We start from the raw sequence: 22,341 nt of genomic DNA on the forward strand, positions 1-22,341 counted from the left end.
TCCCATGGAGACCGCCCCTGACGGGCACCAGCCCACTACACTCACCGCGCAGCCCTCTGATCAGGCAAAACGTCGAAGTCCTGCTGGAGTACTAGCCAGGCGCTACTTGAACTTGATCGGGTGCTGCCGGGCTGTTCACCGGACGCCGGGAGGACGTGAAGAGACATCGTCACCAAGCAGGGACAAGTGGTGAACCGGCGTTCTCCGTGGGCGCGTTAGGGGAAGTGGGAGTGCAAGTCGCCGCCGGACGCAAGGCCGAAGGAGCTGCAGCATGGGTATTGCACGTCGTGACCTTCTCAGGTGGAGTGCGGGAGTCGGCGGTGCGGCCGCCGTCGGTGGGCTCGGTGGTCTCGCCCTCCCCTCCGCCGCCTGGGCCGGCGCCCGGACCACCCCGCGCGGGTTCCCGACCGACAACTGGATGCGCCACGTGAAGGACGGCGTGCCCCTGCGCGGCCTCACCATCCCGGGCACCCACGACTCCTGCTGTGAGAACCCCAACTACGGCACCGAGTGGTCGCACACCCAGAACTGGGGCATCACCCAGCAGTTGCAGGAGGGCATCCGCTTCCTCGACATCCGCTGCAACGGCCTCCAGGGCGCGCCCGACGAGCTCGGGATCTACCACTCCAGCGCCTACCAGTACATCCGGCTCCAGGACGTGCTCAACCAGTGCAGGTCCTTCCTGCAGTCGCACCCCACCGAGACCGTCGTGATGCGGCTCAAGAACGAGTACGCCGGCGGCCAGGCGCTCGGCGAGGTCGAGTTCAGGCGGCGGATCAACTACTACTTCAACGAACTGGGCTTCCGGAGCCTGTTCCACTTCTACGGCTGGCCCACGATCGACGCCGCCCGCGGGAAGGTCGTGCTGCTCGCCGACTTCGCCAACGACTGGGGCCTGATCAACTGGTCCAGCACCCAGAACAGCTACGTCGACGCCCAGGACGTCTGGGAGATCGACGAGGCCTTCCCCCTGGTCAAGAAGGGGAAGTACATCGTCGGCCAGTTCGACAAGGCCTTCCTCAACCCGGGCCACCCGAAGATGTTCGTCAACTTCCTCAGCTTCGCCAACGGCAACTGGCCCAAGAGCAACGCGCAGACCCTCATGGACCAGACCGTCTACCCGTACCTGAAGGCCCGCACCGAGCAGCGCGCCCGGTTCGGCATCGTCCCGATGGACTTCCCGGACTTCCACGTGAACGTGCTGCACATGCTGATCGACAAGAACTTCGTGTAGCACCTGCCGGTCCCGCCGCGGCCCCCGTGTAAAGCGGGGCCGCGGGCGCATCGGGTATCCAAGAGCTAGCCAACGCGCGGCCCTCGGCCAGGGGGTCGAGGGCCGGTCATCCGGTGATCGCGGAGAGCCTCCTTCGCAGGGGCCCCTCGAGGTCGAGGTTGTCGCCCCGAGTGGTGGTCTGCAGAAGTTCAGTGATAACGACCAGTTCGGCGAACTGCCCGGCCGGCGTATCGAGGATGCGGGCGAGTCGGTGACGGACCTCGGCGGCGGTGTCCGGCACGAGGAGGCTGTACGAGTACAACAGCGCCGCGTCGTACCCGGCAGGAGCGACACCCCAGCCTTCCCAGTCGAGGACCGTCAGGACCGCCTCACCACTGCGTTGACATCATCGAGAATGCGCTCGCCCGGAGCCTCGGCTACATCGACGGCCAGACCGAAGCCCTTCTGCACATCACCCACGCTCGCGCGCACGCAGCCACCGGTGAGAAACCCGCCGCCGCGAAAGCCCTGCTTGCCGCCGAAGACGCCCTGACAAGGCGCGCCGAGCCGCAGCCCAGCTTCTCCTTGGTCAGCGGACCCGCCGCAGGCACCGTGGCCAGCCACACCGCCAGAACCCTGACCGACCTCGCCGATCACGTCGGCACCGAGCAGCAGCACCGAGCCGCGCTTCTTCGCTGGGACGCCGAGAAGTACAAGCGCGTCCACGTGCTCACGTACGCCGACCTTGGGGACAGCCTTGCCGCCCAGACCCGCGCCGACGAGGCCGTTGCGACCTGGAGCCAGGCCTGCCACAGACGCCATGACCTTGCTGGTCGCTGCCGTGATCGTTCACGACCGCGAGACCGGCAGAGTGGTACTTCTCCAACGCGGCCCCCGAGCCAAGTTCGCCCAGGGGATGTGGGACCTCCCCGTCGGCAAGAGCGAGCCCGGAGAGCCCATCACCGAGACCGCGGTCCGAGAGCTCAAGGAAGAGACCGGCCTGGTCGTCGCCCCCGAAGCCTTGCGCCTGGCCCACGTCATCCACGGCGCACGAGGTGTGGAGGCACCCAACGGCTTCCTCACGGTCGTCTTCGCCACCCACGAATGGTCAGGCGACCCCGTCAACGTCGAGCCGGAGAAGCACGCCCAGGTCTGCTGGATCTCAACTGATGCAATCCCCCAAGACTTTGTCCCCACTACGGCGAGCGCCCTTACCCGCTACCTGGCTGGCGGACCTGATGTGTCGCTCGACAGTTGGTAGGAAGTGGAGCACCAATCGTGGGAGCCGCGGTCGGCGTCACGCCGAGCGCTTCTGCCGCTGTGGCGTGCATCCTGCGCATCCGCCTGGCAGCCAGCTCCACCCCGCCGCCGACCACGGCTCCCGGGCGGTCCGGCCGGCCTTCGCTCCCGGCGGCTCCGGGGCGGGGGCCGGCCGGCCACCGGACACGCCCACCGACGGCGCAAGCCGGTCCGGCGTGAGCGGCCCGGTGCTACACCAGGTGGGACCACTCCCCCGAGACGACCTGGATGCCCGTATGCAGACCGGCCCGATGACCGCTCCCGCCGGCCCCTCGACGCACGGGTCCCGCAGGCCGCCCCGGGCCCGGAGCCGCCGCTGGGCCGCGCTGCTGCTGGCCGGCCTGCTGCCGCTGACCGCCGCGGCGCCCGCGCTGGGCTCCCCCGCCGACCCGCGGGACGTGCGCGTGGTGCGCACGGCGCCGTTCGCGGAGCAGCTGACGCCGGACCTGATCGCGCTGATGCAGCGGCTGCGCGTCCCCGGGGCCGTCGTCTCCGTCAGCACGCCCGAGTGGGGCACCTGGACCGCGGCCCTGGGCACCGGTGACCTCACGACCGGGGCACCCGTCAGGACCGACCAGCACATGCGGGTCGGCAGTATCACCAAGACCTTCACCGCGACGGTCGTCCTCCAGCTCGTCCAGGAGGGCAGGCTGTCGCTGGACGACCCGGTGTCGGCCCACCGCCCCGGGGTGCCGGACGGGGAGCACATCACCATCCGCCAGCTGCTCCAGATGACCAGCGGGCTGTACAACTACTCCGAGGACCTGGCCTTCAACGAGCGCCTCGACCAGCGCCCCGAGAGCGAGTGGACCCCGCAGGAGCTGCTGGACGTCGCCTTCCGCCACCCGGCGTACTTCCCGCCGGGCGCCGGCTGGCACTACTCCAACACCAACTACGTGCTGCTCGGCCTCATCGCCGAGCAGCTCACCGGCCAACCGCTCGCCGGGCTGTTCCGGCAGCGGATCTTCGACCCGGTGGGTATGTCCGGGACCAGTCTGGACAGCGACGCCACGATCCCGGGGCCGCGCGCGCAGGGCTACCAGTTCATCAGCAACGTCGACAGCCTGACGGCCCCGGTGCTGACCGGGAAGGACGCCGCCTGGGCGGACTGGTCGGCCGGAAACCCGTACGACGTCACGCACGTCAACGCCTCGTGGGCCTGGGCCGCGGGCGCCGCCGTCTCCACCGTCGAGGACCTGCGGCGCTGGGCGCCGGCGCTGGCCACCGGGGCCCTGCTGAGCCCGGAACTGCAGCGGGAGCGGCTGACCTTCGTCCCCACCTCCGACCAGCCCGGCAAGCCGACGTACGGGCTCGGCATCGCCGACTTCGCGGGGTTCCTCGGCCACGACGGCCAGATCCCCGGCTACAACAGCTTCGTGGGCTACGACCCCGAGCGCTGCGCGACCGTCGTGGTGCTCGTCAACCTCAACCAGTCGCCGGACGGGACGGCGCCGTCGGACGAGTTGACCAAGCTCGTCCTCGCGAAGCTCTTCCCGCCGCACCGGTCCTGAGGCGTCGCCCTCCGGACGTGTTCCTCCTCTTCCTGCCCGGGCCGGGCGAACTCCCCTGAACGGGCGAACTCCCCGGGCCGTCGGAGCGTCCTGATCTCCGAAGGATCGTTGCCGAACAAGAGGCCGAACAGAAGGAGGATGCGATCGTGGAGACCTTCGCAGCACGGCCGAGCCGCCGCGCGGTACTGGCCCTCGGGGCCGGGACGGCTCTGACCCTCGGGGCCGGGACGGCACTGGCCGCCGCCGTGTCCGCGGGCGGGCCGGCCCACGCGGCAGGCGAGCCGGCCCACCCGGTGGACGGGCCGACCCACGCGGCGGGCGGTGCGCCGCCGGGCGGGGACGCCCCCGCCCGGGCACTGGCCCGTCTGGAGGCGGAGCACGGCGCCCGGCTGGGGGTGTTCGCCCGGAACACGGTCACCGGCAGGACCGTGGTGCACCGCGCCAACGAGCTCTTCCCGGTCTGCTCGGTGCACAAGACGTTCACCGCCGCCGCGGTCCTGCGGGACCTCGACCGGGACGGCGGGTTCCTCGCCCGGCGGATCCGGTACACCGGGAAGGACGTCGCGGACGCGGGCCACGCCCCGGTCACGGGCACGCCCGAGCACCTCGCGAACGGCATGACCGTCGCCGAGCTGTGCGCCGCCGCCATCGGCCACAGCGACAACGCCGCCGACAACCTCCTGCTGCGCGAGCTCGGCGGCCCCACGGCGATCACCCGCTTCTGCCGGTCCATCGGCGACGACGTGACGCGGCTCGACCGGTGGGAGCCCGCGCTGAACTCCGCCGAGCCGGAGCGCACGACGGACACCACCAGCCCGGCCGCCGTGGGGCGCAGCCACCTGGAGCTGGTGCTCGGGGATGCGCTCGCGCCGCGGGACCGGCGGCAGTTGACCGCGTGGCTGCTCGCCAACACCACCGGCGCCGCCCGCCTGCGTGCCGGGCTCCCGCCGGGCTGGACCCTCGCGGACAAGACCGGCACCGGCGCCCACGGCACCACCAACGACGTCGGTATCGCCTGGGCCCCGGACGGGACGCCCGTCGTCCTGGCGGTCCTGTCCACCAAGCAGGACGCCGGCGCTGCGGCGGACGAACCGCTGGTCGCCGGGGCTGCCGCGGTCCTGGCGGCGGCCCTGGTCTGACACCTCGCGGGAACGCCGGCCCCGGCCGGGATTCCGGCGCGTCCCCGGGGTGGGGCTGGGCCGGGCGGGTGGGGTCCGGGGGTGTACCGGTGTGGTCGCGGGGGGTGGGGGCGGGTGGGGGCGGGAGGCTAGTGCCGCGTCAGGCAACTTTTGCCCGTCAAGGAGCGGCGTCCGGTGCGTGCTATCGGCGTGCCGGCCGGAAGTCCTCGTACTGGACGTACTTGGGCTTTCGGCCGGTGCGGCGAGAGTGCGTGCCGGGCGTCGCGACGGGGCGAAGGTTGCCTGACGCGGCACTAGTGCCCCGGAGGCGGACAGGCAGGGAGCGGGGGAACGTTGGGCGGGCGCGGCAGTGGAGGTGTCCGCGGTCCCCTGGCCGCGGGCGGGGACCGGGTGGCCGGTGATCCCGGTGTGCTGGGGACCGCGCTGGCCGTGGTGCTGGCGTTCTCGCTCGCGCAGGGCTCGTGGCAGTGGTTCTCCACCTATCTCGGTGTGACGCTTCTCGTGGTGGTGCTGTCCTTCGGCCGGGTGCCGGTTCCGGTGCCGGGTCGGCGGGCCTCCTACGGGCTGAGTCTGGCGGCGTACTCGCTGGTCGTGGGTCTGTGCGTGGCGCTGGCGGCGGCTCCGGCCCTGCAGCGCTGGGACTGGCTGTTCCCCGTGCCGGGCGCCCGGCAGGGGTGTGTGGAGTCCGGCCGGTACGAGAGTCTGCGGACGCAGGCCGCTCTGGGGGATCTGGCCGGTCGCGGGGGTGAGGCGTTGGCGTACGTGCAGCGGGAGCAGAGCCGCGAGGTGGTCGACGTGTGCCTGGCGGCGACGACGACGCGCTGGCTGCCGGCGTACGCGTTGGGGGCGGCGCTGCTGGTCGGGGCGGGTTCGTGGGTGCGGGCCCGGGAGCGGAGGGCGGCGGGGCCCGGGCGGGCCTGACCCGGCTGGACCGAACCCGGTCGAGCCGGTCCCGGTTGGGCCGGTCGGGGGACTGTCGCCTGTCGCCGCCCGGCCGGCCCCGGTGCGGGCGGCACGATGTGCCGACGGCCCGACAGTCGCGGGAGGCGCGGTGCGGTGGTTCAGGTCCAGCTCCAGGTCCAGGTCCGGGTCGTGCGCACGCGCCGCGGGTGTCGCCGCGGGTGTCGCCGCGGCCGTGCTGGCCGGGCTGCTGCCCGCACCGGCGGGTGCGGCGGTGGCGGACCGGGGCCGGGCCGCGGTCACCGTCGAGGACCCGGCCGGGTACGTGAACGCCTACGTCGGGACGCGGCAGGGCGCGCCGGACTTCGGCAACGGCGGCGGCGCGGGCAACACCTTCCCCGGTGCCTCCGCGCCGTTCGGGATGGTGCAGTGGAGCCCGGACACCGCGACGTACCAGCACGGCGGCTACCTGTACGACGACCAGCGGATCGCGGGCTTCAGCCTCACCCACATCTCCGGGGCGGGCTGCGGGGACTACGGCACCACGCCGTTCCTGCCCGTGCTGGACGGCACGCCGGTGGACCACGCGGAGTTCCGGCACGAGGACGAGGTGATCGCCCCGGGCTCGTACGCCGTCACCTTCGCCAACGGGCTGCGGACCGAGCTGGCCGTGACCCCGCGCTCGGGCATCGCCCGCTTCGGCTACCCCGAGGGGCACACCGCCTCGCTCACCGTCGACGCCGGCCGGGCGTTCAACCGGGCCTCCGGGGCCCTGTCCATCGGGGCCGACACCATCTCGGGCTACACCGACAGCGGCGGCTTCTGCGGCACCGGGAACCGCTACCGGGTCTACTTCCACGCGGAGTTCGACCGGCCGTTCACCAGCGCGGGCATCGTGGACTCCGGCGGTGTCGACACCGGTCGGCGCAGCGCCGCCGGGGGGAGCGAGGGAGTCGCCCCGCAGCCCGCCCGCCCGGACGGGAGCGGTCTGTCGGAGCCGGTGGCCGGTGCGGCGGCCCGGGCGGAGTCCGGTGCGAAGGCCCTGGTCTCCTTCGACACCTCGGGGAGCCGGACCGTCACCGCCCGGGTCGGCATCTCGTTCGTCAGCGCCGCCGGTGCCCGCGCCAACCTCCGTGCCGAGCAGCCCGGTTCGGGGTTCGAGCAGGTCAGGTCGGCGGCCCGCGGGGCCTGGAACGACCTGCTCGGCCGGATCGCGGTGTCCGGCGGCACCACCGCGCAGCGCCGGGTGTTCTACACGGCGCTGTACCACGCGATGCTGCACCCCAGCCTGCTCAGCGACGCCGACGGCCGCTATCCCGGCTTCGACGGAACGGTCCGGGCCGCGCGGCCCGGCCACGCCCAGTACGCCGACTACTCCGGGTGGGACGTCTACCGCTCGCAGGTCCAGCTCGTCGCGCTGCTCGACCCGGCGCGGGCCGGCGACATCGCCCAGTCGATCGTCGACCAGGGCGCCACCGCCGGCTACTTCGACCGCTGGACGCTGGCCAACGGCGGCACCGGGGTGATGGTCGGCGACCCGCTGCCGGTCATCGCCGCCACCATCCACGCCTTCGGCGGCACCGACTTCGACGCGGCCGGGCTGCTGCGCCTGGCCCTGGCCGGGCGCCGGGACTCCCGCGAGCGCCCCGGCCACGAGCAGTACGAGGCGATCGGCTACGTCCCGGCCGACGCCGACGGGGTGTGGGGCCCCGCCGCCACCACCCTGGAGTACACCGGCGCCGACTTCGCGCTGTCCCAACTCGCCGCCCGGATCGGGGCGTACGGCACCCATGACGCCCTGCTGCGCAGTTCGGCGAACTGGCGCGGTCTGCTCAACGCCGGGAGCCGCCGCCTCCAGCCGCGCCGTGCCGACGGGACGTGGCCCGACTTCCGGCCCACCCAGCAGAGCGGCTTCGTGGAGGGCAGCGCCGAGCAGTACGCCTGGATGGTCCCGTACGACCTGCGCGGCCTGTTCGACGCGACGGGCGGCGACGCGGCGGCGGCCGAGCGGCTGGACGAGTTCTTCGCCGAGTTCAACGCCGGGCCCGACTCCGCGCACGCCTATCTCGGCAACGAGCCCTCGTCGAACGTGCCGTGGGCGTACGCCTACGCTGGGCGCCCGTACCGGTCCCAGGACGTCGTGCGGCGGGCGCTGACCGCGCTGTTCACGGACGCCCCCGACGGGGAGCCGGGCAACGACGACCTCGGGCAGCTGTCCGCGTGGGCGGTCTGGGCGGCCCTCGGGATGTACCCACAGGTGCCCGGCCGCGCCGAACTGGTCCTGGCCAGCCCGCTGTTCCCCGCCGTCACCATCCGCCGGGGCAACGGCGCCGTGATCGACGTCTCGGCGCCGGGGGCGTCCGAGGCGGCCCGCTACGTCCACGCGCTGGAGGTCGACTCCCGGCCGACGCGGCGCCCCTGGCTCGGTGAAGACCTCCTGCGCCGCGGCGGGACGGTGGCCTTCACGCTCGCCGAGCAGCCCGACACCGGCTGGGGCGGCGCGCCCGAGGACGCGCCGCCCTCCTTCGGCGCCGGCGCCGCCCGGCCGGGGTCCGCCGCCGGGCGGCGGTCCGGCGTGCCCTCTCCGGTCCGCTACGGGTGAGCGGGCCCGCCGGCGCGGGCCTGCGCGGGTGGCGGCGTCGGTGGCGGCGTCGGCCGCGGGGGGCGCAGTTCGGCGTAGACCGACCAGGCCACCGAGGCGGCGGGGACGGCGACCACGGCGCCGATCACCCCGGCCGCGATGCTGCCCGCGAGTACCGCGACCGCGACCACCACCGGGTGCAGGCTGACCGCCCGGCTCATCACCAGGGGGTGGAGCAGGTGGCCCTCGATCTGGCCGATCACCACGATCAGCAGCAGCACCACGATCGCGGTCACCGGGCCGCGGGCGGCCAGTGCCACCAGGGAGGCGACCAGCATCGCGACCGGTGAGCCGACCAGCGGGACGAAGGAGGCGAGGAACTCCAGCACGGTCAGCGGCAGGGCGAGCGGCACGCCGAGGAGGAACAGGGCGATGCCGACCATGACCGCGTTGCTCGCGGCGACGATGAAGATGCCGCGGGTGTAGCCGGCGAAGGTCCGCCAGGCCGCCCGGCCGCCCCGGTCGAGGTGGTCCGCGGCGGCGGGCGGCAGCTGGGAGGCGGTCCACCGCCACATCCGCTCCCCGGAGTGCAGGAAGAACACCGACATGAAGAGGGCGAGCGCGGCGCCCGTCGCCACCTCGACCACCCGGTGGGCGCCGCTGACGGCGGTGCTGATCAGCGTCGAGCGGTGCTTGGCGGCGAAGTCGGAGATCTTGTGCTGGAGGTCGTCGAAGACCGTGGGGTCGAGGTGCAGGGGCGGTCCCTGCAGCACCCTCTCCAGCCGGTCCAGGCCGCCCTGGAACTCCCTGGTCAGGCGGTCCACGTCGTCCGCGACGCTCTCGCCGATCAGGGTGAGCAGCCCGGCCGGTACCAGGATCGCCACGGCCAGGCCGATCAGCACGGCGAGCGGGCGGGGGACGGCGCGGGCGGCCAGGTCGACCACGGGCCGGATCACCGAGGTGATCACCAGGGCGAGGAAGGCGGCCAGCGTGATCAGGTGGAACCGCCCCAGCACCGTCAGCACCAGGTACCCGGCCACGGCGACGACCAGCAGTCGCCACGCGTAGTCGGAGAGGCGGCGCAGTGCCGGGCCTGCGCCGTTCGCGGTCGTGGGCGCGGGCCCGGTCGCGGGCCGGCGGGGCCTGGGCGGCCTCACCCGCATGCCGCGCCGCCGGTGGGGGGCGGGGCGCCCGGGGTCGGGGGCCTGCCGTGGGGCCGGGGGCTGCTGGGGTGCGTAGGCGACATGAACCCTGGATAGCGGGTGGAACGCCGCGCGGGCTGTTCCCGCGCCGACGGGCACCCGCCGTGCGGTCGATCCTTCACCCGGTTCCGGGGCGGGGCCGGGCCGGGCTAGCGCGCGCCGGGTACCGGGTGGAGCAGGTCGTGCAGCAGGCGGACCGCGTCCTCGGGGAGCCCGGTGCGCGGCTGCCCGGCCAGGGCGAGCAGTTCGGCGGCCAGGGCGGGGCTCGCGTCGAGGGGCGGGGCCGGGTCGGCGAGTCGGCGGCGCGGGGCCAGGCCGCGGATCCGGGCGATGGCGTCGGTCCTGCCCCGGGCGGCGAGTCCGGGGTGGGGGTCGGCGCTCAGGACGAGGGCGGCGCGCAGTGCGGTGGGGCGGTCGTGCCGGGCCAGCAGCCGGTAGCCGGCGCGTCGGGCGGCCGGCCGGTGCGGGTCGGTGAGCAGCTCCCCCAGCAGGTCGGCGGGCACCTGGGCGGCGCTGGGGATCAGGGCGGTGGCGGCCTCCTTGACCACCGTGCCGGAGGCGTCCCGCAGCAGCGCCGTGGCCCGGGGCACCGGCACCGCGTCGAGGCTCCGCAGGGCGCGCAGCGCCTGGGCGCGGACCGGGGCGGCCGGGTTGTCCAGCAGGGCGGTGAGCAGTGGGCCGTCGGTGCGGCTGCCGGTCTCGGCAAGCCCGGCGATGGCCCCGGTCCGCGGCTCGTCGGCCCGGACCGCCGTGCGGTAGTGGGCGAGCGGGTCCGTGCCGGTGCGGCGGGCCGCCTCGCGTGCCAGGGCCCGGACCAGTGCGGACGGGTCGTCGAGGTCGGCCAGCACGTCCTGCGGGGAGCCGGCGCGCATCAGCCCGGTGAGGGCGGCGATCCGCACCTCGGCGTGGCGGCTGCGGGCCAGGCGGCGCAGCAGGTCGGCCTGGTCGGTCCAGAGCGCCTGTCGGGCGGCGGCCTCGGCGGCCCGGGCCCTGATCTGCCGGTCGGGGTCGTTCTCGGCGAGGGCGGTGAGGTCGCGCAGCCCGAGGCGGTGCGCGGTGGTGTCGAGGGCGAAGCGCCGCACCGCCGGCTCGGGGGCGGTGAGGAGCCTTCCGGACAGGGACGTGCCCGACAGGGACGTGCCCGACAGGGGCGCGGCCGGCCCGGCCAGCAGCGCGGCGCGGAGCTGGTCGTGGGCGAAGGCGCCGCGGCGGCGGCGGTTGACCAGCAGTGCGGTGCGCACGGCCGCCGGGGTGGCCAGCCGGGGGTCGTCGTGGAGCAGGACGGCCAGGCCCCCGCAGGCCGGCTCCCGTACCTGGCGGACCCAGTCGCTGGTCCGCAGGACCAGGACCGGTATCAGCTCGGGGCGCGGCCGGTCCAGCATCCGCCGTACCGCGTCCTCGCGGACGCGGCCGTCGGGGTGCGAGGCGGCCAGGGCGAGTGCGACCGGGTCGGCGCCGGTGAGCGGCAGGGAGGAAGCGGGGTGTGCCGGGTACCACGGCTCCCGCCGCAGGAAGGCGTCCAGGCGCAGCAGCAGCTCCGGATGCTCCGTCAGCAGCCCCAGCGCCGCCGCCCGGTCCTCGCTGCGCCCGGCCGGGGCGGCCGCCGGCAGGGCGGCGATCAGCTCCTCGAACGCGGCGCCGTCCCGGGCCCGTGCCCCGGCGATGGCCAGCCGGAGGCGGTCCGGGGCGCCGCCGTCCGTGGAGGGGGCCGGGGCGGGCTTGCGGCGGCGGGAGAAGAGGTTCACCTCGCCATCCTGCCGGACGCCCGCCGGCTGCCGCTCCCCCATTTCGGTGCCGGCCGGGGGCCCTGCCGGGGCGTCCGCCCGGGCCGCTGCCGGCAACCACCCCGGACCGACCGCCCCGGACCGACAGCGCCGGCCGTCGGTCCGGCGCGGTCGGTCCGGTCAGGAGCTGTCGCCGACCCGTAGGTGGGTGGCGAGTTGGCGGCGGCCGGCGGTGAGGGCCTCGACGAGGACGGTGAGGGTGGTCAGCGCGGCGAGGGCCGCCGCCGGCAGGAGGAGCGGGCCGGGGGTGGGCCGCAGCTCGGCCGACACGGGGGCTCCGACCAGGGTGGACAGGTCGACGGCCGGTCCGAGCAGGGCGACGGCGGCCAGCGCGGCGAGGGCGCCGCCGACCGCGGCCGTGAGGGTCTGCGGCAGCGTCTCGGCGAGGATGAGCGCCAGGCCCTGACGGGGCCGCAGGCCCATGGTGCGCAGCCGGGCGAGGACGGCGGCCCGGTCGGGGGCGGCGCGCAGCAGGGTGAGCAGGACGGCGAGCAGGGTGAGTGCCCCGGCGGCGGTGACCGCGTGCCGGAAGAGGCGGCCCGCGGCGGCCTGGAGCGGGTCCTTGGCGAGGTCGGCGGTGACGGAGGCGCTGGTGCGGGTCACGTAGCCGCTGCGCAGGGCCTCGGGGTCGTTGCCGACCACGGCGGCGGAGGCGGTCGGTCCGGAGGGCGGGGCGCCGGGGTCGGAGAGGGCCGAGGGCGGCAGTTGGCGGACGAGTCCGGCGAGGGCCGGCTCGTCGATGTGGCCGATGGCCAGCCAGTGGGTGACCTGGGCGAGTTCCGGCAGTACGGCGGTGGCCGCGGGGGTCGGCAGGACGATGAAGGGCCGGGTGGTGCCGGGCAGGGCGGGGGTGGTGTCGACCGTGCCGGCGCGGACGGCGAGGACCTCGGCGCCGCTGGGCAGCCGCAGCCGGTGGCCGCCGGGGCCGAGGTGGCGGGCGAGGTCGCCGCTGAACAGGGCGGGGACGGTGGGCTCCCCGGTGGCCTGGCCGGCCGGGGCGGCGAGCGCGGCCGGGTCGAAGGTGCCCGCCCCGACGGTCCGGGCGATCCGGGCGTACGCCTGTGGTTCGGCGACGACCAGGGTGATCTGGGTGGCGTGGGGGTCGACGCCGGTGCCGACGCCGGGGATGCCTTCGAGCAGGAACGCCTCGCTCTCGGTGCGGACGGCGGTGGCGGCCGTCACCCCGGGCAGGGCGGCGGCGGCCGGGCCGAAGCCGGGCGGCAGGGTGAGGCCGGGCGGTGCCGCGACGGAGGCGTCCGCGCCGACGGTGAGCCGGGCGGCCCGCTGCCGGGCGAGGTCGACGCCGCCCAGCACGCTGGTGCCGAAGCCTGCGGTGGTGACGGCGAGGACCAGGGCGAGCAGCGGCAGCACGGAGGGGCGGGGGCGGCCGTCGCTGCCGCGGGCGGCGCGGGCCAGGCCCAGGAAGCCCACCACTCCGGGGCGGCGCACGGCCGTGCGGGCCAGGGCGCCGGCGAGGAGGGGCAGCAGTCGTGCCAGCAGCAGGGCCGCGGTGAGGGCGATCAGCAGGGGCGCCGCGACGAGCAGCAGGTCGGGGTCGTCGCCGGGGGGTGCGGCGCCGCGTCGCCGTACGCCGGCCGCGGCGGCGACGGTGAGGGCGAGGACGGCGAGTTCGGCGACCAGTCGGCCGCGCCGGGCGGCCTTGCCGGGGTGGCTCCGGGGCGTCGGCCGGGCGGCCCGGACGGGGGCGGTGAGCAGCGCGAGCAGGGTGGTGGCCAGGGCGGCGGTGACGGCCGCCGTCCAGCGCGGGGTGGGCAGCAGCCACAGGGCCAGTGCGGTGGCGGCCGCGGCGGCGGGCAGGACGGTGGCCGCGCCTTCGCCGGTCAGGCGCAGCAGGACGCCGGTGCCGGAGCCGCCCCGGGCGCGCAGCAGCCGGAGTTCGGCGCCGCGTCGTTCGACGGTGAGGGCGGTGGCCAGGGCGAGGACGACGCCGGCGATCCCGGCGACGGCCGCCGGGCCGATCAGGGCCAGCGGTGCGACGGCGGCCTGGCGGATGACGGCCTGGCGGAGGTGGCCGGGCAGCCGGGAGGTGGTCGCCAGGTCGGTGCGTTCGATGGCGGCCATCAGCCGGGTGGCGGTGGGCCCGGTCAGGTAGGAGGCGAGGTCCCGTTGGGCTGCGGGCAGTTGGTCGGCGCGCAGGGCGCCGGTGTCGACGGGCAGTCGCCAGAAGTCGCGTACCTGGCGGCCCCAGGTGGCGAGGGCGGGCAGGTTGTCGCCGCCGACGACCCCGGCGGTGTGCCAGTGCCGGGCGTTCGGCTCGCTGGGGGAACGCACCAGGCAGGCCCGGCCGGTGCAGGGCAGGTCGGACCAGTACGGGTCGGCCTGGTCGGTGACGGTGTAGAAGCCCGTCACCCGGACCTTCTTCGCGGGGACGGAGTCGTCGTCGAGGACGGCGTCGAGGCGGATGCCCATGGCCTCGGCCGCGGCGAGGCTGACGGCGATGGGGATCGGGTCGCCGGGGGCGGTGGTGCCGCTCGGCCAGCTGCCGGCGGCCAGGGTGGTGTGGTCGGTGAGGCCGTGCAGGTAGAGCAGTTGCAGGGTGGGTACGGTCTTGCCGTCCGGGCGGTCCAGGCCGGGGGTGGTGAGGGCGCGCAGTTGGATGCCCCGGGCGCCGAACACCGGTCCGGAGGGGACCACGGAGAAGCCCTCGCCGGTGTGGGCGAGGAGTTGGCCGGCCACCTTCTCCAGGTCGGCGACGGTTTCGGCGCCGTCGAGGGGTGCGGCGGTGCTGAGCAGGCTGGTCTCCAGCGGGCCGCGGTCGTGGAGGAAGTCGCGGAGCGCGGCGTCGGCGCCGCGGTCCAGGGCCAGGGGGAAGGCGGCGGCGAGGAACACCAGGGCGAAGGCGAGGGCGGCGGTGAGCAGCGCGGCCGAGGGTGCCGTGCGCAGCCTGGTGCGCACCCAGGGGGCGGGGCGGTGGTCGCCGGTGGTCGCGGCGGGGGCCGTGCCGGTGGGGCGGGCGGGGCGGGTCGGGCGGGTGCGGCGGCGGGCGGGGGTGGTCACTTGGTCCTCCGTCGGGTGGGACGGCGGTCACCGACGTTCCGTCACGGGATAGCGGACGATGCTGTCAGAAGTGGTGCCCGCGGGGGAAGGGATCTGTGCGAAGTGTGTGCCGAAAGGGCAGCTCCGGTGCGGCCGTCGGGGCAGCGGTCCGCGGGGGCCCGGGTTCGTGTGCAACGTTTCGCCCCGCTCGGGGCGTCTTCATGGTGTCGGGGCGGGAGGGCGGGAGGGGCGTACCGAACTTCTTGCGGGTGGCTGTCGAATTCCTTGCGGTGGCCGTTGAATTCCTCCCCCGCGATGATTCGGTACGCATGCGAATGGAAGTTAGGGAACTTCCACGGCTTTTGTCACAGGGTTGTGACACCCTTGCGGGACAAGGTGGTTCGGTCCTCCTGAGGTGGGCGGCTAGTGTTCCGGCATGGCATCGAATCTCCCCCCGATATGGAATTCATCCGATAGCGCGCCCCTCCCCCCGCCGCGCAATTCGCCGCTTCGGCTGGCCCGTTACGGTGCGACGTTCCTGGGTGTGAGCGTGGTGTCGGGTGCGCTGCTCGCCGGCATGGCCCTGCCCGCCGCCGGGGCGCTCGGGCTGACGGCGAAGAGCACGGCGGAGGGCTTCGACGACATCCCCGACGACTTCAGGACCCCGCCGCTCACCCAGGCCACCCAGATCTTCGATGCCAAGGGCGGCCTGATCGCCAAGGTGTACGAGCGCGACCGCACGGTGCTGACCGCCGACCAGATGTCCCCGCTCATGCGCCAGGCGCAGGTGGACATCGAGGACGCGCGCTTCTACGAGCACGGCGCCGTCGACCTCAAGGGCGTGCTCCGCGCGCTCAGCAAGAACGCCGAGAGCGGCACCGCCTCGCAGGGCGCCTCGACGCTGACCCAGCAGTACGTGAAGAACGTCAACGTCGAGAAGGCCGGCGACGACCAGGCCGCCGTCCACGAGGCGCAGCGCAAGACCCTGGGCCGCAAGATCCAGGAGCTGAAGGTCGCGATCAAGCTGGAGGAGGAACTGACGAAGGACCAGATCCTCACCAACTACCTGAACATCACGTACTACGGGAACGGCGCCTACGGCGTGGAGGCCGCCTCGCAGCGCTACTTCGGCAAGAGCAACAGGGACCTGACGGTCGCCGAGGCGGCGACCCTGGCCGGGCTGGTGCAGAACCCGTCGGCCTACGACCCGCGGCTGCACCCGCAGGCCGCGCAGACCCGCCGCGACGTGGTGATCGACAAGATGCTGGAGAACAAGCACATCACCGCGGAGCAGGCGAGGGAGGCGAAGGCCGCCCCGCTGGGCCTGAGGTTCAAGGAGCCGCAGAACGGCTGCATCACCGCCGGCGCCGGAATGGGCTTCTTCTGCGACTACGTGCGCCATGTGGTCAAGCAGGACCCGGTGTTCGGCAAGACCGCCGCCGAGCGCAAGGGCTTCTGGGACCAGGGCGGCCTGAACATCTACACCACCCTCGACCCGGACAAGCAGTCCGCCGCCCAGAGCGCGGTGAGCGACAACGTGCGCGTCACCGACAGCGTCTCGGCCGCCGCGAGCATGGTCGAGCCGGGCAGCGGCAAGATCCTGGCGATGGCCCAGACCCGCCCGTACGGCCTCGACAAGAACAAGAACCAGACCGTCGTCAACCTCAACGTCGACGCGGCGATGGGCGGCGGCAACGGCTTCCAGCCCGGGTCGACGTTCAAGCCGGTCGTCGCGGCCGCGGCGCTGGAGGCGGGCCTGTCGCCGATCCAGGAGTACTCCTCCCCGAACAGGCTCGAGTACCCGACGATGAAGACCTGCGCGGGGACGTGGAAGAACGACTCCCGGCCCAAGGCCGTGGTGCCGAACGAGTCCGCGAGCGAGAAGGGCCCCTACCAGCTGAAGAAGGCGATGGCGCTCTCGGTCAACACCTACTTCGTGCAGATGGAGCAGGAGATCGGGCTCTGCCCGGTCAAGCAGATGGCCAACAAGCTCGGCATCACCTCCCGGGCCAGCGGCAAACCCCTGGAGGAGGTCCCGGCGATGGCCCTGGGCGTCGAGGAGGTGAGCCCGCTGACCATGGCCAACGTGTACGCGACCTTCGCCGCCGAGGGCAAGCACTGCGACCCGGTCGCCATCACCAGGATCACCACGGTGGACGGCAAGGACGTCCCCGCCCCGGCCGGCCGGTGCGACCAGGTGTTCTCCGACACGACGGCGCAGGCGATCAACACCATCCTGAACGGGGTGACCGCGGACGGCACCGGCATGGCGCTCAACCTGGAGGGCAACCGGCAGATCGCCGGCAAGACCGGGACCTCGGACCAGAAGAAGGCCGCCTGGTTCAACGGCTACACCCCGCAGCTCGCCACCGCCGTCTGGCTCGGCGGCCCGAACGGCGGCGTCGAGATGCGCAACATCACCATCAACGGGAAGCACCGCACCGAGGTGTTCGGCGCCGACGGCCCCGGGCCGATCTGGCAGGACGCCATGAACCGGGCCCTGCGGGGCGCGCCCAAGCAGTCCCTGAAGATGGCCGACATCCCCGACCCGCTGCCGCCCAAGCCCGACCCGAGCCCCACCGAGACCGGCGCGAGCCAGCCGGCCACCACCCCGCCCGGCCAGCAGCGCTGACCGGGCGGCACGGGCCCGGCGCGGGTCCGACCCGGGCCTGACCCGGGCCGCGCGGGGTGCGCGTACCCGGGTCAGGGCGGCGGGCCTGTGCCTCGTTCGCCCCCCGTCGGCCCCCGCCGGCTCTGTCAGCCCTCGCCGGCTCTTGTCGGCTCTTGTCAGCCCTTGGTGGCCGCGTAGGCGGTCTCGGCGGTGAAGCCCCACCCGGGGGCGGCGTCCCAGGGGATGTCCATGGCGTCGTCGGTGGCGTAGACGTAGCCGGCGCCGCGGGTGTAGGCGGTGTCCAGGGCGCTGCGCATGGCGGCCGCGTCCGGGGTGCCGTACACCAGGTGCCAGAACGCCGTGCCGCTGGGGTCGAGGGTCGCGCCGGAGTAGTAGCCGGCGGTGGAGTTGAAGACGTTGCCGCCCAACCAGCCGCCGGCGTAGTCGGCGTAGGGGCCCTCGAAGGTCACGAAGACGTCGGCCGTACGGTGGCCGGGCTCCAGGTAGCAGTCCGCGACGGCGGTGCCCGGGTTGTCCACGACCAGGTCCTGGGCCTGCGGTGATATCGCGTAGACGGTCTCCTGGACGTAGGCGCGCAGCGCCGCGTAGTAGTCCCGGGTGGCGTTGGCGGCCCCGCAGTCCCGTTCGGACTGGTCGAAGAAGATGCCGTCGACGTGCAGGCGGTGGTCGGCGGTCTTGAGGTAGTTGTCCACGGTGGCCCGGACCACGGCCTGCGGGAGCGTGCCGTGGGCCGTGTCGACGTAGCCCAGCACCCGGGTGCGGCTGCCGTGGGCGGTGGTGCCGGTGCGCAGGGCGTCGGCCTGTGCCTGCCAGGCGGCGTCGAACGGGGCGTACCCGTTGTAGGGGTTGAGGATGACGATCGACGGCGCCGGGTGGGTGGTCGGCAGACCGGCCAGCATGGGGTCGCCGGGCAGCACGTAGGCCGGGACGGCGACCTCCAGGCCCCGCGATCTGTCGGCGGCCACCGCGGCGGCGCTGCCGGGGGACGCCACCGCGGCGGGCGCCGGCGCGGTGGCGGTCAGTGCCGCGCCGACCAGGAGTGCGGGCAGGGTCTTGGTGAACGAACGCATCGTGTCCCTTGATCGGAGAGGTGGGAATCGGGTGATGGAGGTCGAGGGGTGACGTCCCCGCGGTGTCCGGGCGCGGCCATCCCCGCCCCCGGCGTCCCCCTCCCGCCCGGCCCGGGCGGACCGAACGCCCCCATTCCTACCGGCCCACCCCCGCCCGGGTGGCCAACTTCGGGAGAACAAAAGGAAGTTCGTGGAAGCATGGCTTCACGCGGCCCGGCCGGCGCGGACGGCGCAGCCGGGGTTCCGCGCGGACCGGGGACCCTAGGGTCCGTCTTCAAACTCCCGCCTGCTTGGCGACGCCCGGGCACGCACGCCCCCAGCCTTCGGCCGGGAGGTACCCCCACGCCGCGTTGTCGTCAGTCGCCAATGGCCCCCAGCCTCCGGCCGGGAGGTGCCCCCACCGCAGTGGCTCCCTCCTCCGCCTTGCGATGCACGCACCCGAACGCCGCCAAGCCCGCCCTGCGGGCGAACGACGGGAGTTTGAAGACGGACCCTAGCGCGGGGGGACCGGGCGGTCGTAGACGTTGTCCGGGGTGACGATCTCGGTGACCGCCCGGGCGAGCAGGGTGGACGGCTCCTGGCCCTGGGAGAAGATGTCCGTGTTGATCATGATGACCAGGGTGGCCCGCTGCGCGGGCAGGTGGACGGTCACGGTCTCGTAGCCCGGGATCGAGCCGTTGTGCCCGATCCAGCCGCCGGTCTCGAAGATGCCCAGGCCGTAGTTCGTGCCGGGGAAGCCGGTCGGCAGCACCTTGAGCCGCTCGCACTGGGTCTGCGGGCTGAGCAGCGTCCCGACGGCGACGATCTCGGCCCAGCGGCGCAGGTCGTGCAGGCCGGAGATCATCGCCCCCGCCGCCCAGGCCCAACTCGGGTTCCAGTCCGTGGCGTCCGCGATCCCGCCGTCCGGCGTCTGGTCGGTGTAGCCGCGCGCGTGCGGCTCCGGGAAGCCGGGCCCCGTCGGGAACAGCGTGCGGTGCAGCCCGGTCGGGCGCAGCACCCGCCGGTGGATGACGTCGACGAGGCTGTGGCCGCTGACCTTCTCGACCACCAGTCCGAGCAGGACGAGGTTGCTGTTGCAGTACTCGAACCTCTCGCCCGGTCCGAAGGTGTTCTGGTGCCTGAAGCCGTAGGCGAGGACCTCCTGCGGGGTGAAGAAGCGGCTCGGGTCGCTCTCCAGGGCCCGGATGAAGTCGGGGTCGGAGGTGTAGGGGAAGAGGCCGCTGCGCATCTCGGCGAGCTGGCGCAGGGTGATCCGGTCGCCGCAGGGCACGCCGTCGATGTACGCGGAGACCGGGTCGTCCAGTCCGATCAGGCCGTCGTCGACGAGCTGGAGGAGCGCGGTGACGGTGAAGGTCTTGGTCTCGCTGCCGATGCGCACGAGGAGATCGGTGGTCATCGGGGTGCCGGTGGCGGTGTCGGCGACACCGGTCGCGCGGACGTAGCTCCCCCTGCCCGGCAGCCACAGTCCGACGACGACGCCGGGGATGGCGGCCTGGAGGCGGACGTCCTCGACGGCCCGGTCCAGCCGGGCGGTCAGCTCGGGGCCGAGGCCGTCCGGCGGGTAGTCGTCCGCGGAGCGGGCGGTGCCCGCGGCCCGGGCGGGCGCGGAGGCCAGCGCGGGCGCCGCGAGGAGCGCGGTGACGAACAGGCGGCGGGAGGGGGTGGGTCGCATGTCGGGGCGCCTCTTCCGTGTCGGGGGCTCGGATGGCAACGTCACCATCCGCCCTCCGGGCGGAGGCCCCCGTCCGGTACGCGTTCCGGCGAATCCACTCGTTCGGCGCCACCCGCGTTCGGCGCCGCACCCGTTCCGCGGCGGCCCGGGCCCCGCCCCGCCGACGGGCAGGGCTCGCCGATCCGTACCGCCGGCAGCGGACGCCGTCCGGCTCCCGGTGCGGCGGCGTCGGTTCAGAAGCCCGTGGTGTCCAAGGTGAGGTCGAACGGCTCCGGCAGGCGGATCGGTGTACCGAAGGGGTGTGGTCCGTCCACCACGGCGTAGCCCAGGTCGTGGGGCTCGGAGAACAGGGTGCACTCGCGGCTCTGACGGTCGGCCAGCAGGTAGAGCGGGGCGCCGTACTGGGCGTAGCGCTTGCGCTTGGTGATGCGGTCGGTGTCGCCGTTGGACTCGGAGGTCACCTCGACCACCAGCAGGGTCTGGCCGGGGGTGAGGGCGCCGGCTCCGGCCGCGAGGTCGTCGGGGATGACGGCGATGTCGGCCATGTACCAGTTCGAGGATCCGGGCAGGTCGAGGTTGCCGGAGCCGCTGATGCAGCCGAGTTCGTCGACCCTGGCGTCGAGTTGGCGGCGGATCCGCGCGACGATCCGCTCGTGGTCCCACATCGGCGACGCCAGTACGATCCGCCCCTCGATGACCTGGGCCCACCGGTGGTCGATGAGCTGTACGGCGTACTTCAGCGCCGCCTCGTGGTCCACGTCGCCGTATGCGATGGGCTGTGCGCTCATGCTCGGCTCCCTGGATCGCGCGGTGCCCGCTCTGGACTCCTGCAGGTCCTACCGTACCGGCCCGCAGGAGGGCCCCGCGGCCGTCCCGGACAGGGCCGGGCGCACCGCCGACGGGCCGGGCTCGGGCCCTGGCGGGTCGGTGTGGCGTGAATACAGGGAGTGAAAGTATTACTTATATCTTTTCGAGGATGAGATAGCTGTGTTTATATGTGGAGCATGAAGACCCTGGGCCTGATCGGCGGCATGAGCTGGGAGTCCACCGCCGAGTACTACCGCACCCTCAACCGGCTCACCCGTGAGCGGCTCGGCGGGCTGCACTCCGCCCGGCTGGTGCTCTACTCGGTCGACTTCGCCACCGTCGAGCGGCTGCAGAGCGAAGGCCGCTGGGACGAGGCCGGGGCCGTCCTCGCCGATGCCGCCCGGTCGCTGGAGGCGGCCGGCGCCGAGCTGCTCCTGCTCTGCACCAACACCATGCACAAGGTGGCCGACCGGATCGAGTCGGCGGTCTCCGTCCCGCTGCTGCACCTCGCCGACGCCACCGCCGACGCCGTCCGGGCCGCCGGACTGCGCAGGGTCGGCCTGCTCGGGACGGCGTTCACCATGGAACAGGACTTCTACCGGGGCCGGCTGGCGGCCAACGGGCTCACCGTCCTCGTCCCCGACCCGGACGGGCGCGCCCTGGTGCACCGGGTGATCTACGACGAGCTCTGCCGGGGCGTGGTCCGCGAGGAGTCCCGGGAGGCGTACCGGCGGGTGATCGGGCAGCTGGTCGCCGACGGCGCCGAGGGCGTGATCCTCGGCTGCACCGAGATCGAGCTGCTGGTCGGCGACGGGGACAGCCCGGTGCCGCTCTTCCCGACCGCGCGCCTGCACGCCGAGGCCGCCGTCACGGCGGCGCTCGCGGACGGCCCGCGGCCGTAGCGGGCGCGGCGGTCGTAGCGGGTGCCGGCGGCCGTGCCGCGGGAGGAGCCGCCCGGCGGGAGGGACGGGGCCGTGTCCCGCCGGGGCGGTGCGGGGCTGTATCGGGGCTGTACGGGGGGCGGTCCGGGGGGCGGTCCGGGGGGCCGGGGTCAGCGGCCGGGGTGGGGGGCCACCGCCGGTGGGGGCGGGTACGGCCCGGCCGGGGCGTTCGCGGCGAGGTGGGTGCGGGTGGCCGCGAGGGCCGTGGCGGCGGTCCGCAGGTGATGGGCGATCAGCGGCAGGAGCACCGGGCTGATCGCGCGGGCGGTGTGGCGTCTCGCGGCGTCGAGCGGGGCGGTGGCCTCCTCCAGGAGGTCCGCGGTGCGCTCACCGAGGCCGCTGGAGCGGGTCTCCCCGATGGTGCGCCGCAGGAGGATCAAGGCGTCCTCGGCGTCCGGCGGGCCGTCGGGGAACTCATGTCCCCACCACGTCAGCTCGTACTCGACGGCGCGGGCGTGCTGGTCGCAGCGGCCGGCCCAGAAAACGGTCGACGCCGACGGAGGTAAGGGTCGCGGGTTCTCACTCTGCACGCACCGATCATGTCTCACCTGTGGCTTGTCCGTGGGCGGTTCACGATTCCCGGTGGGACGGAT

Annotated in this window: 16 protein-coding genes and 1 pseudogene; 9 read left to right on the forward strand and 8 right to left on the reverse strand. The window is 74.2% G+C overall.

Going from position 1 to position 22,341, the window contains the following annotated elements:
* Nucleotides 1–271 precede the first annotated feature (271 nt).
* On the forward strand, nucleotides 272–1,234 hold the full coding sequence (locus ACFVVX_RS36230; protein ID WP_387952199.1) for a phosphatidylinositol-specific phospholipase C: 963 nt from the start codon (nucleotides 272–274) through the stop codon (nucleotides 1,232–1,234).
* 106 nt (nucleotides 1,235–1,340) lie between these two features.
* On the opposite strand, the gene ACFVVX_RS36235 is transcribed toward ACFVVX_RS36230, so the two are convergent.
* Nucleotides 1,341–1,514, reverse strand: a complete 174-nt coding sequence (locus ACFVVX_RS36235) for a hypothetical protein (protein WP_387952201.1) — start codon at nucleotides 1,512–1,514, stop codon at nucleotides 1,341–1,343.
* An 86-nt stretch (nucleotides 1,515–1,600) separates the two neighbouring features.
* On the opposite strand from ACFVVX_RS36235, the pseudogene ACFVVX_RS36240 reads away from it, so the two are divergent.
* The 6 genes and pseudogenes from ACFVVX_RS36240 to ACFVVX_RS36265 form a co-directional block, all read left to right on the forward strand.
* Nucleotides 1,601–2,068: pseudogene (locus ACFVVX_RS36240) on the forward strand (tetratricopeptide repeat protein); the annotation flags it as partial.
* The gene (locus ACFVVX_RS36245; protein ID WP_387952202.1) at nucleotides 2,034–2,474 is read left to right on the forward strand and encodes an NUDIX domain-containing protein; all 441 of its coding nucleotides are present in this window, start codon (nucleotides 2,034–2,036) and stop codon (nucleotides 2,472–2,474) included. The pseudogene ACFVVX_RS36240 and the gene ACFVVX_RS36245, both read left to right, overlap by 35 nt.
* 289 nt (nucleotides 2,475–2,763) lie before the next feature.
* Nucleotides 2,764–4,023 (forward strand): serine hydrolase domain-containing protein, encoded by a 1,260-nt coding sequence (locus ACFVVX_RS36250; RefSeq protein WP_387952203.1) that lies wholly within the window; start codon nucleotides 2,764–2,766, stop codon nucleotides 4,021–4,023.
* A 146-nt stretch (nucleotides 4,024–4,169) separates the two neighbouring features.
* Nucleotides 4,170–5,162, forward strand: a complete 993-nt coding sequence (bla, locus tag ACFVVX_RS36255; RefSeq protein ID WP_387952205.1) for a class A beta-lactamase — start codon at nucleotides 4,170–4,172, stop codon at nucleotides 5,160–5,162.
* A 408-nt stretch (nucleotides 5,163–5,570) separates the two neighbouring features.
* On the forward strand, nucleotides 5,571–6,083 hold the full coding sequence (locus ACFVVX_RS36260; RefSeq protein WP_387952206.1) for a hypothetical protein: 513 nt from the start codon (nucleotides 5,571–5,573) through the stop codon (nucleotides 6,081–6,083).
* A 214-nt stretch (nucleotides 6,084–6,297) separates the two neighbouring features.
* Nucleotides 6,298–8,664, forward strand: coding sequence for a GH92 family glycosyl hydrolase (locus tag ACFVVX_RS36265; protein WP_387952208.1), 2,367 nt, complete (start codon nucleotides 6,298–6,300; stop codon nucleotides 8,662–8,664).
* Here the strand turns inward: ACFVVX_RS36265 and ACFVVX_RS36270 are convergent.
* The 3 genes from ACFVVX_RS36270 to ACFVVX_RS36280 form a co-directional block, all read right to left on the reverse strand.
* The gene (locus ACFVVX_RS36270) at nucleotides 8,655–9,806 is read right to left on the reverse strand and encodes an AI-2E family transporter (RefSeq protein WP_387952209.1); all 1,152 of its coding nucleotides are present in this window, start codon (nucleotides 9,804–9,806) and stop codon (nucleotides 8,655–8,657) included. The genes ACFVVX_RS36265 and ACFVVX_RS36270 overlap by 10 nt on opposite strands.
* Before the next feature lie 188 nt (nucleotides 9,807–9,994).
* Nucleotides 9,995–11,590 carry a hypothetical protein gene (locus ACFVVX_RS36275; protein WP_387952211.1) on the reverse strand — a complete coding sequence of 532 codons (1,596 nt, stop codon included), beginning with the start codon at nucleotides 11,588–11,590 and terminating at the stop codon, nucleotides 9,995–9,997.
* Nucleotides 11,591–11,749: 159 nt separating this feature from the next.
* Nucleotides 11,750–14,647 carry a hypothetical protein gene (locus ACFVVX_RS36280; RefSeq protein ID WP_387952213.1) on the reverse strand — a complete coding sequence of 966 codons (2,898 nt, stop codon included), beginning with the start codon at nucleotides 14,645–14,647 and terminating at the stop codon, nucleotides 11,750–11,752.
* 523 nt (nucleotides 14,648–15,170) lie between these two features.
* On the opposite strand from ACFVVX_RS36280, the gene ACFVVX_RS36285 reads away from it, so the two are divergent.
* Nucleotides 15,171–17,258 carry a transglycosylase domain-containing protein gene (locus ACFVVX_RS36285; RefSeq protein ID WP_387952214.1) on the forward strand — a complete coding sequence of 696 codons (2,088 nt, stop codon included), beginning with the start codon at nucleotides 15,171–15,173 and terminating at the stop codon, nucleotides 17,256–17,258.
* A gap of 155 nt (nucleotides 17,259–17,413) precedes the next feature.
* On the opposite strand, the gene ACFVVX_RS36290 is transcribed toward ACFVVX_RS36285, so the two are convergent.
* From ACFVVX_RS36290 to ACFVVX_RS36300, 3 genes are all read right to left on the reverse strand, one after another.
* The gene (locus tag ACFVVX_RS36290; RefSeq protein ID WP_387952216.1) at nucleotides 17,414–18,328 is read right to left on the reverse strand and encodes a spherulation-specific family 4 protein; all 915 of its coding nucleotides are present in this window, start codon (nucleotides 18,326–18,328) and stop codon (nucleotides 17,414–17,416) included.
* A gap of 493 nt (nucleotides 18,329–18,821) precedes the next feature.
* Nucleotides 18,822–20,000, reverse strand: coding sequence for a serine hydrolase domain-containing protein (locus ACFVVX_RS36295; RefSeq protein ID WP_387952218.1), 1,179 nt, complete (start codon nucleotides 19,998–20,000; stop codon nucleotides 18,822–18,824).
* 233 nt (nucleotides 20,001–20,233) lie between these two features.
* The gene (locus ACFVVX_RS36300) at nucleotides 20,234–20,788 is read right to left on the reverse strand and encodes a Uma2 family endonuclease (protein ID WP_387952220.1); all 555 of its coding nucleotides are present in this window, start codon (nucleotides 20,786–20,788) and stop codon (nucleotides 20,234–20,236) included.
* A 216-nt stretch (nucleotides 20,789–21,004) separates the two neighbouring features.
* Here ACFVVX_RS36300 and ACFVVX_RS36305 point away from each other — a divergent pair, with 216 nt between their 5' ends.
* Nucleotides 21,005–21,709 (forward strand): aspartate/glutamate racemase family protein, encoded by a 705-nt coding sequence (locus ACFVVX_RS36305; RefSeq protein ID WP_387952222.1) that lies wholly within the window; start codon nucleotides 21,005–21,007, stop codon nucleotides 21,707–21,709.
* A gap of 149 nt (nucleotides 21,710–21,858) precedes the next feature.
* Here ACFVVX_RS36305 and ACFVVX_RS36310 read toward each other — a convergent pair whose 3' ends face one another.
* On the reverse strand, nucleotides 21,859–22,278 hold the full coding sequence (locus ACFVVX_RS36310) for a hypothetical protein (protein WP_387952224.1): 420 nt from the start codon (nucleotides 22,276–22,278) through the stop codon (nucleotides 21,859–21,861).
* Nucleotides 22,279–22,341: the final 63 nt, after the last annotated feature.

This window comes from Kitasatospora sp. NPDC058170, assembly GCF_042883905.1.
Classification (GTDB): Bacteria; Actinomycetota; Actinomycetes; order Streptomycetales; family Streptomycetaceae; genus Kitasatospora.

What these genes read in the sequence shown, in the direction of transcription:
- ACFVVX_RS36250 (WP_387952203.1), top strand. Translation starts at nt 2,764, where the DNA reads ATGACCGCTCCCGCCGGCCCCTCGACGCACGGGTCCCGCAGGCCGCCC.
- ACFVVX_RS36245 (WP_387952202.1), top strand. Translation starts at nt 2,034, where the DNA reads ATGACCTTGCTGGTCGCTGCCGTGATCGTTCACGACCGCGAGACCGGC.
- ACFVVX_RS36295 (WP_387952218.1), bottom strand. Translation starts at nt 20,000, where the DNA reads ATGCGACCCACCCCCTCCCGCCGCCTGTTCGTCACCGCGCTCCTCGCG.
- ACFVVX_RS36305 (WP_387952222.1), top strand. Translation starts at nt 21,005, where the DNA reads ATGAAGACCCTGGGCCTGATCGGCGGCATGAGCTGGGAGTCCACCGCC.
- ACFVVX_RS36230 (WP_387952199.1), top strand. Translation starts at nt 272, where the DNA reads ATGGGTATTGCACGTCGTGACCTTCTCAGGTGGAGTGCGGGAGTCGGC.
- ACFVVX_RS36300 (WP_387952220.1), bottom strand. Translation starts at nt 20,788, where the DNA reads ATGAGCGCACAGCCCATCGCATACGGCGACGTGGACCACGAGGCGGCG.
- ACFVVX_RS36270 (WP_387952209.1), bottom strand. Translation starts at nt 9,806, where the DNA reads ATGCGGGTGAGGCCGCCCAGGCCCCGCCGGCCCGCGACCGGGCCCGCG.
- ACFVVX_RS36290 (WP_387952216.1), bottom strand. Translation starts at nt 18,328, where the DNA reads ATGCGTTCGTTCACCAAGACCCTGCCCGCACTCCTGGTCGGCGCGGCA.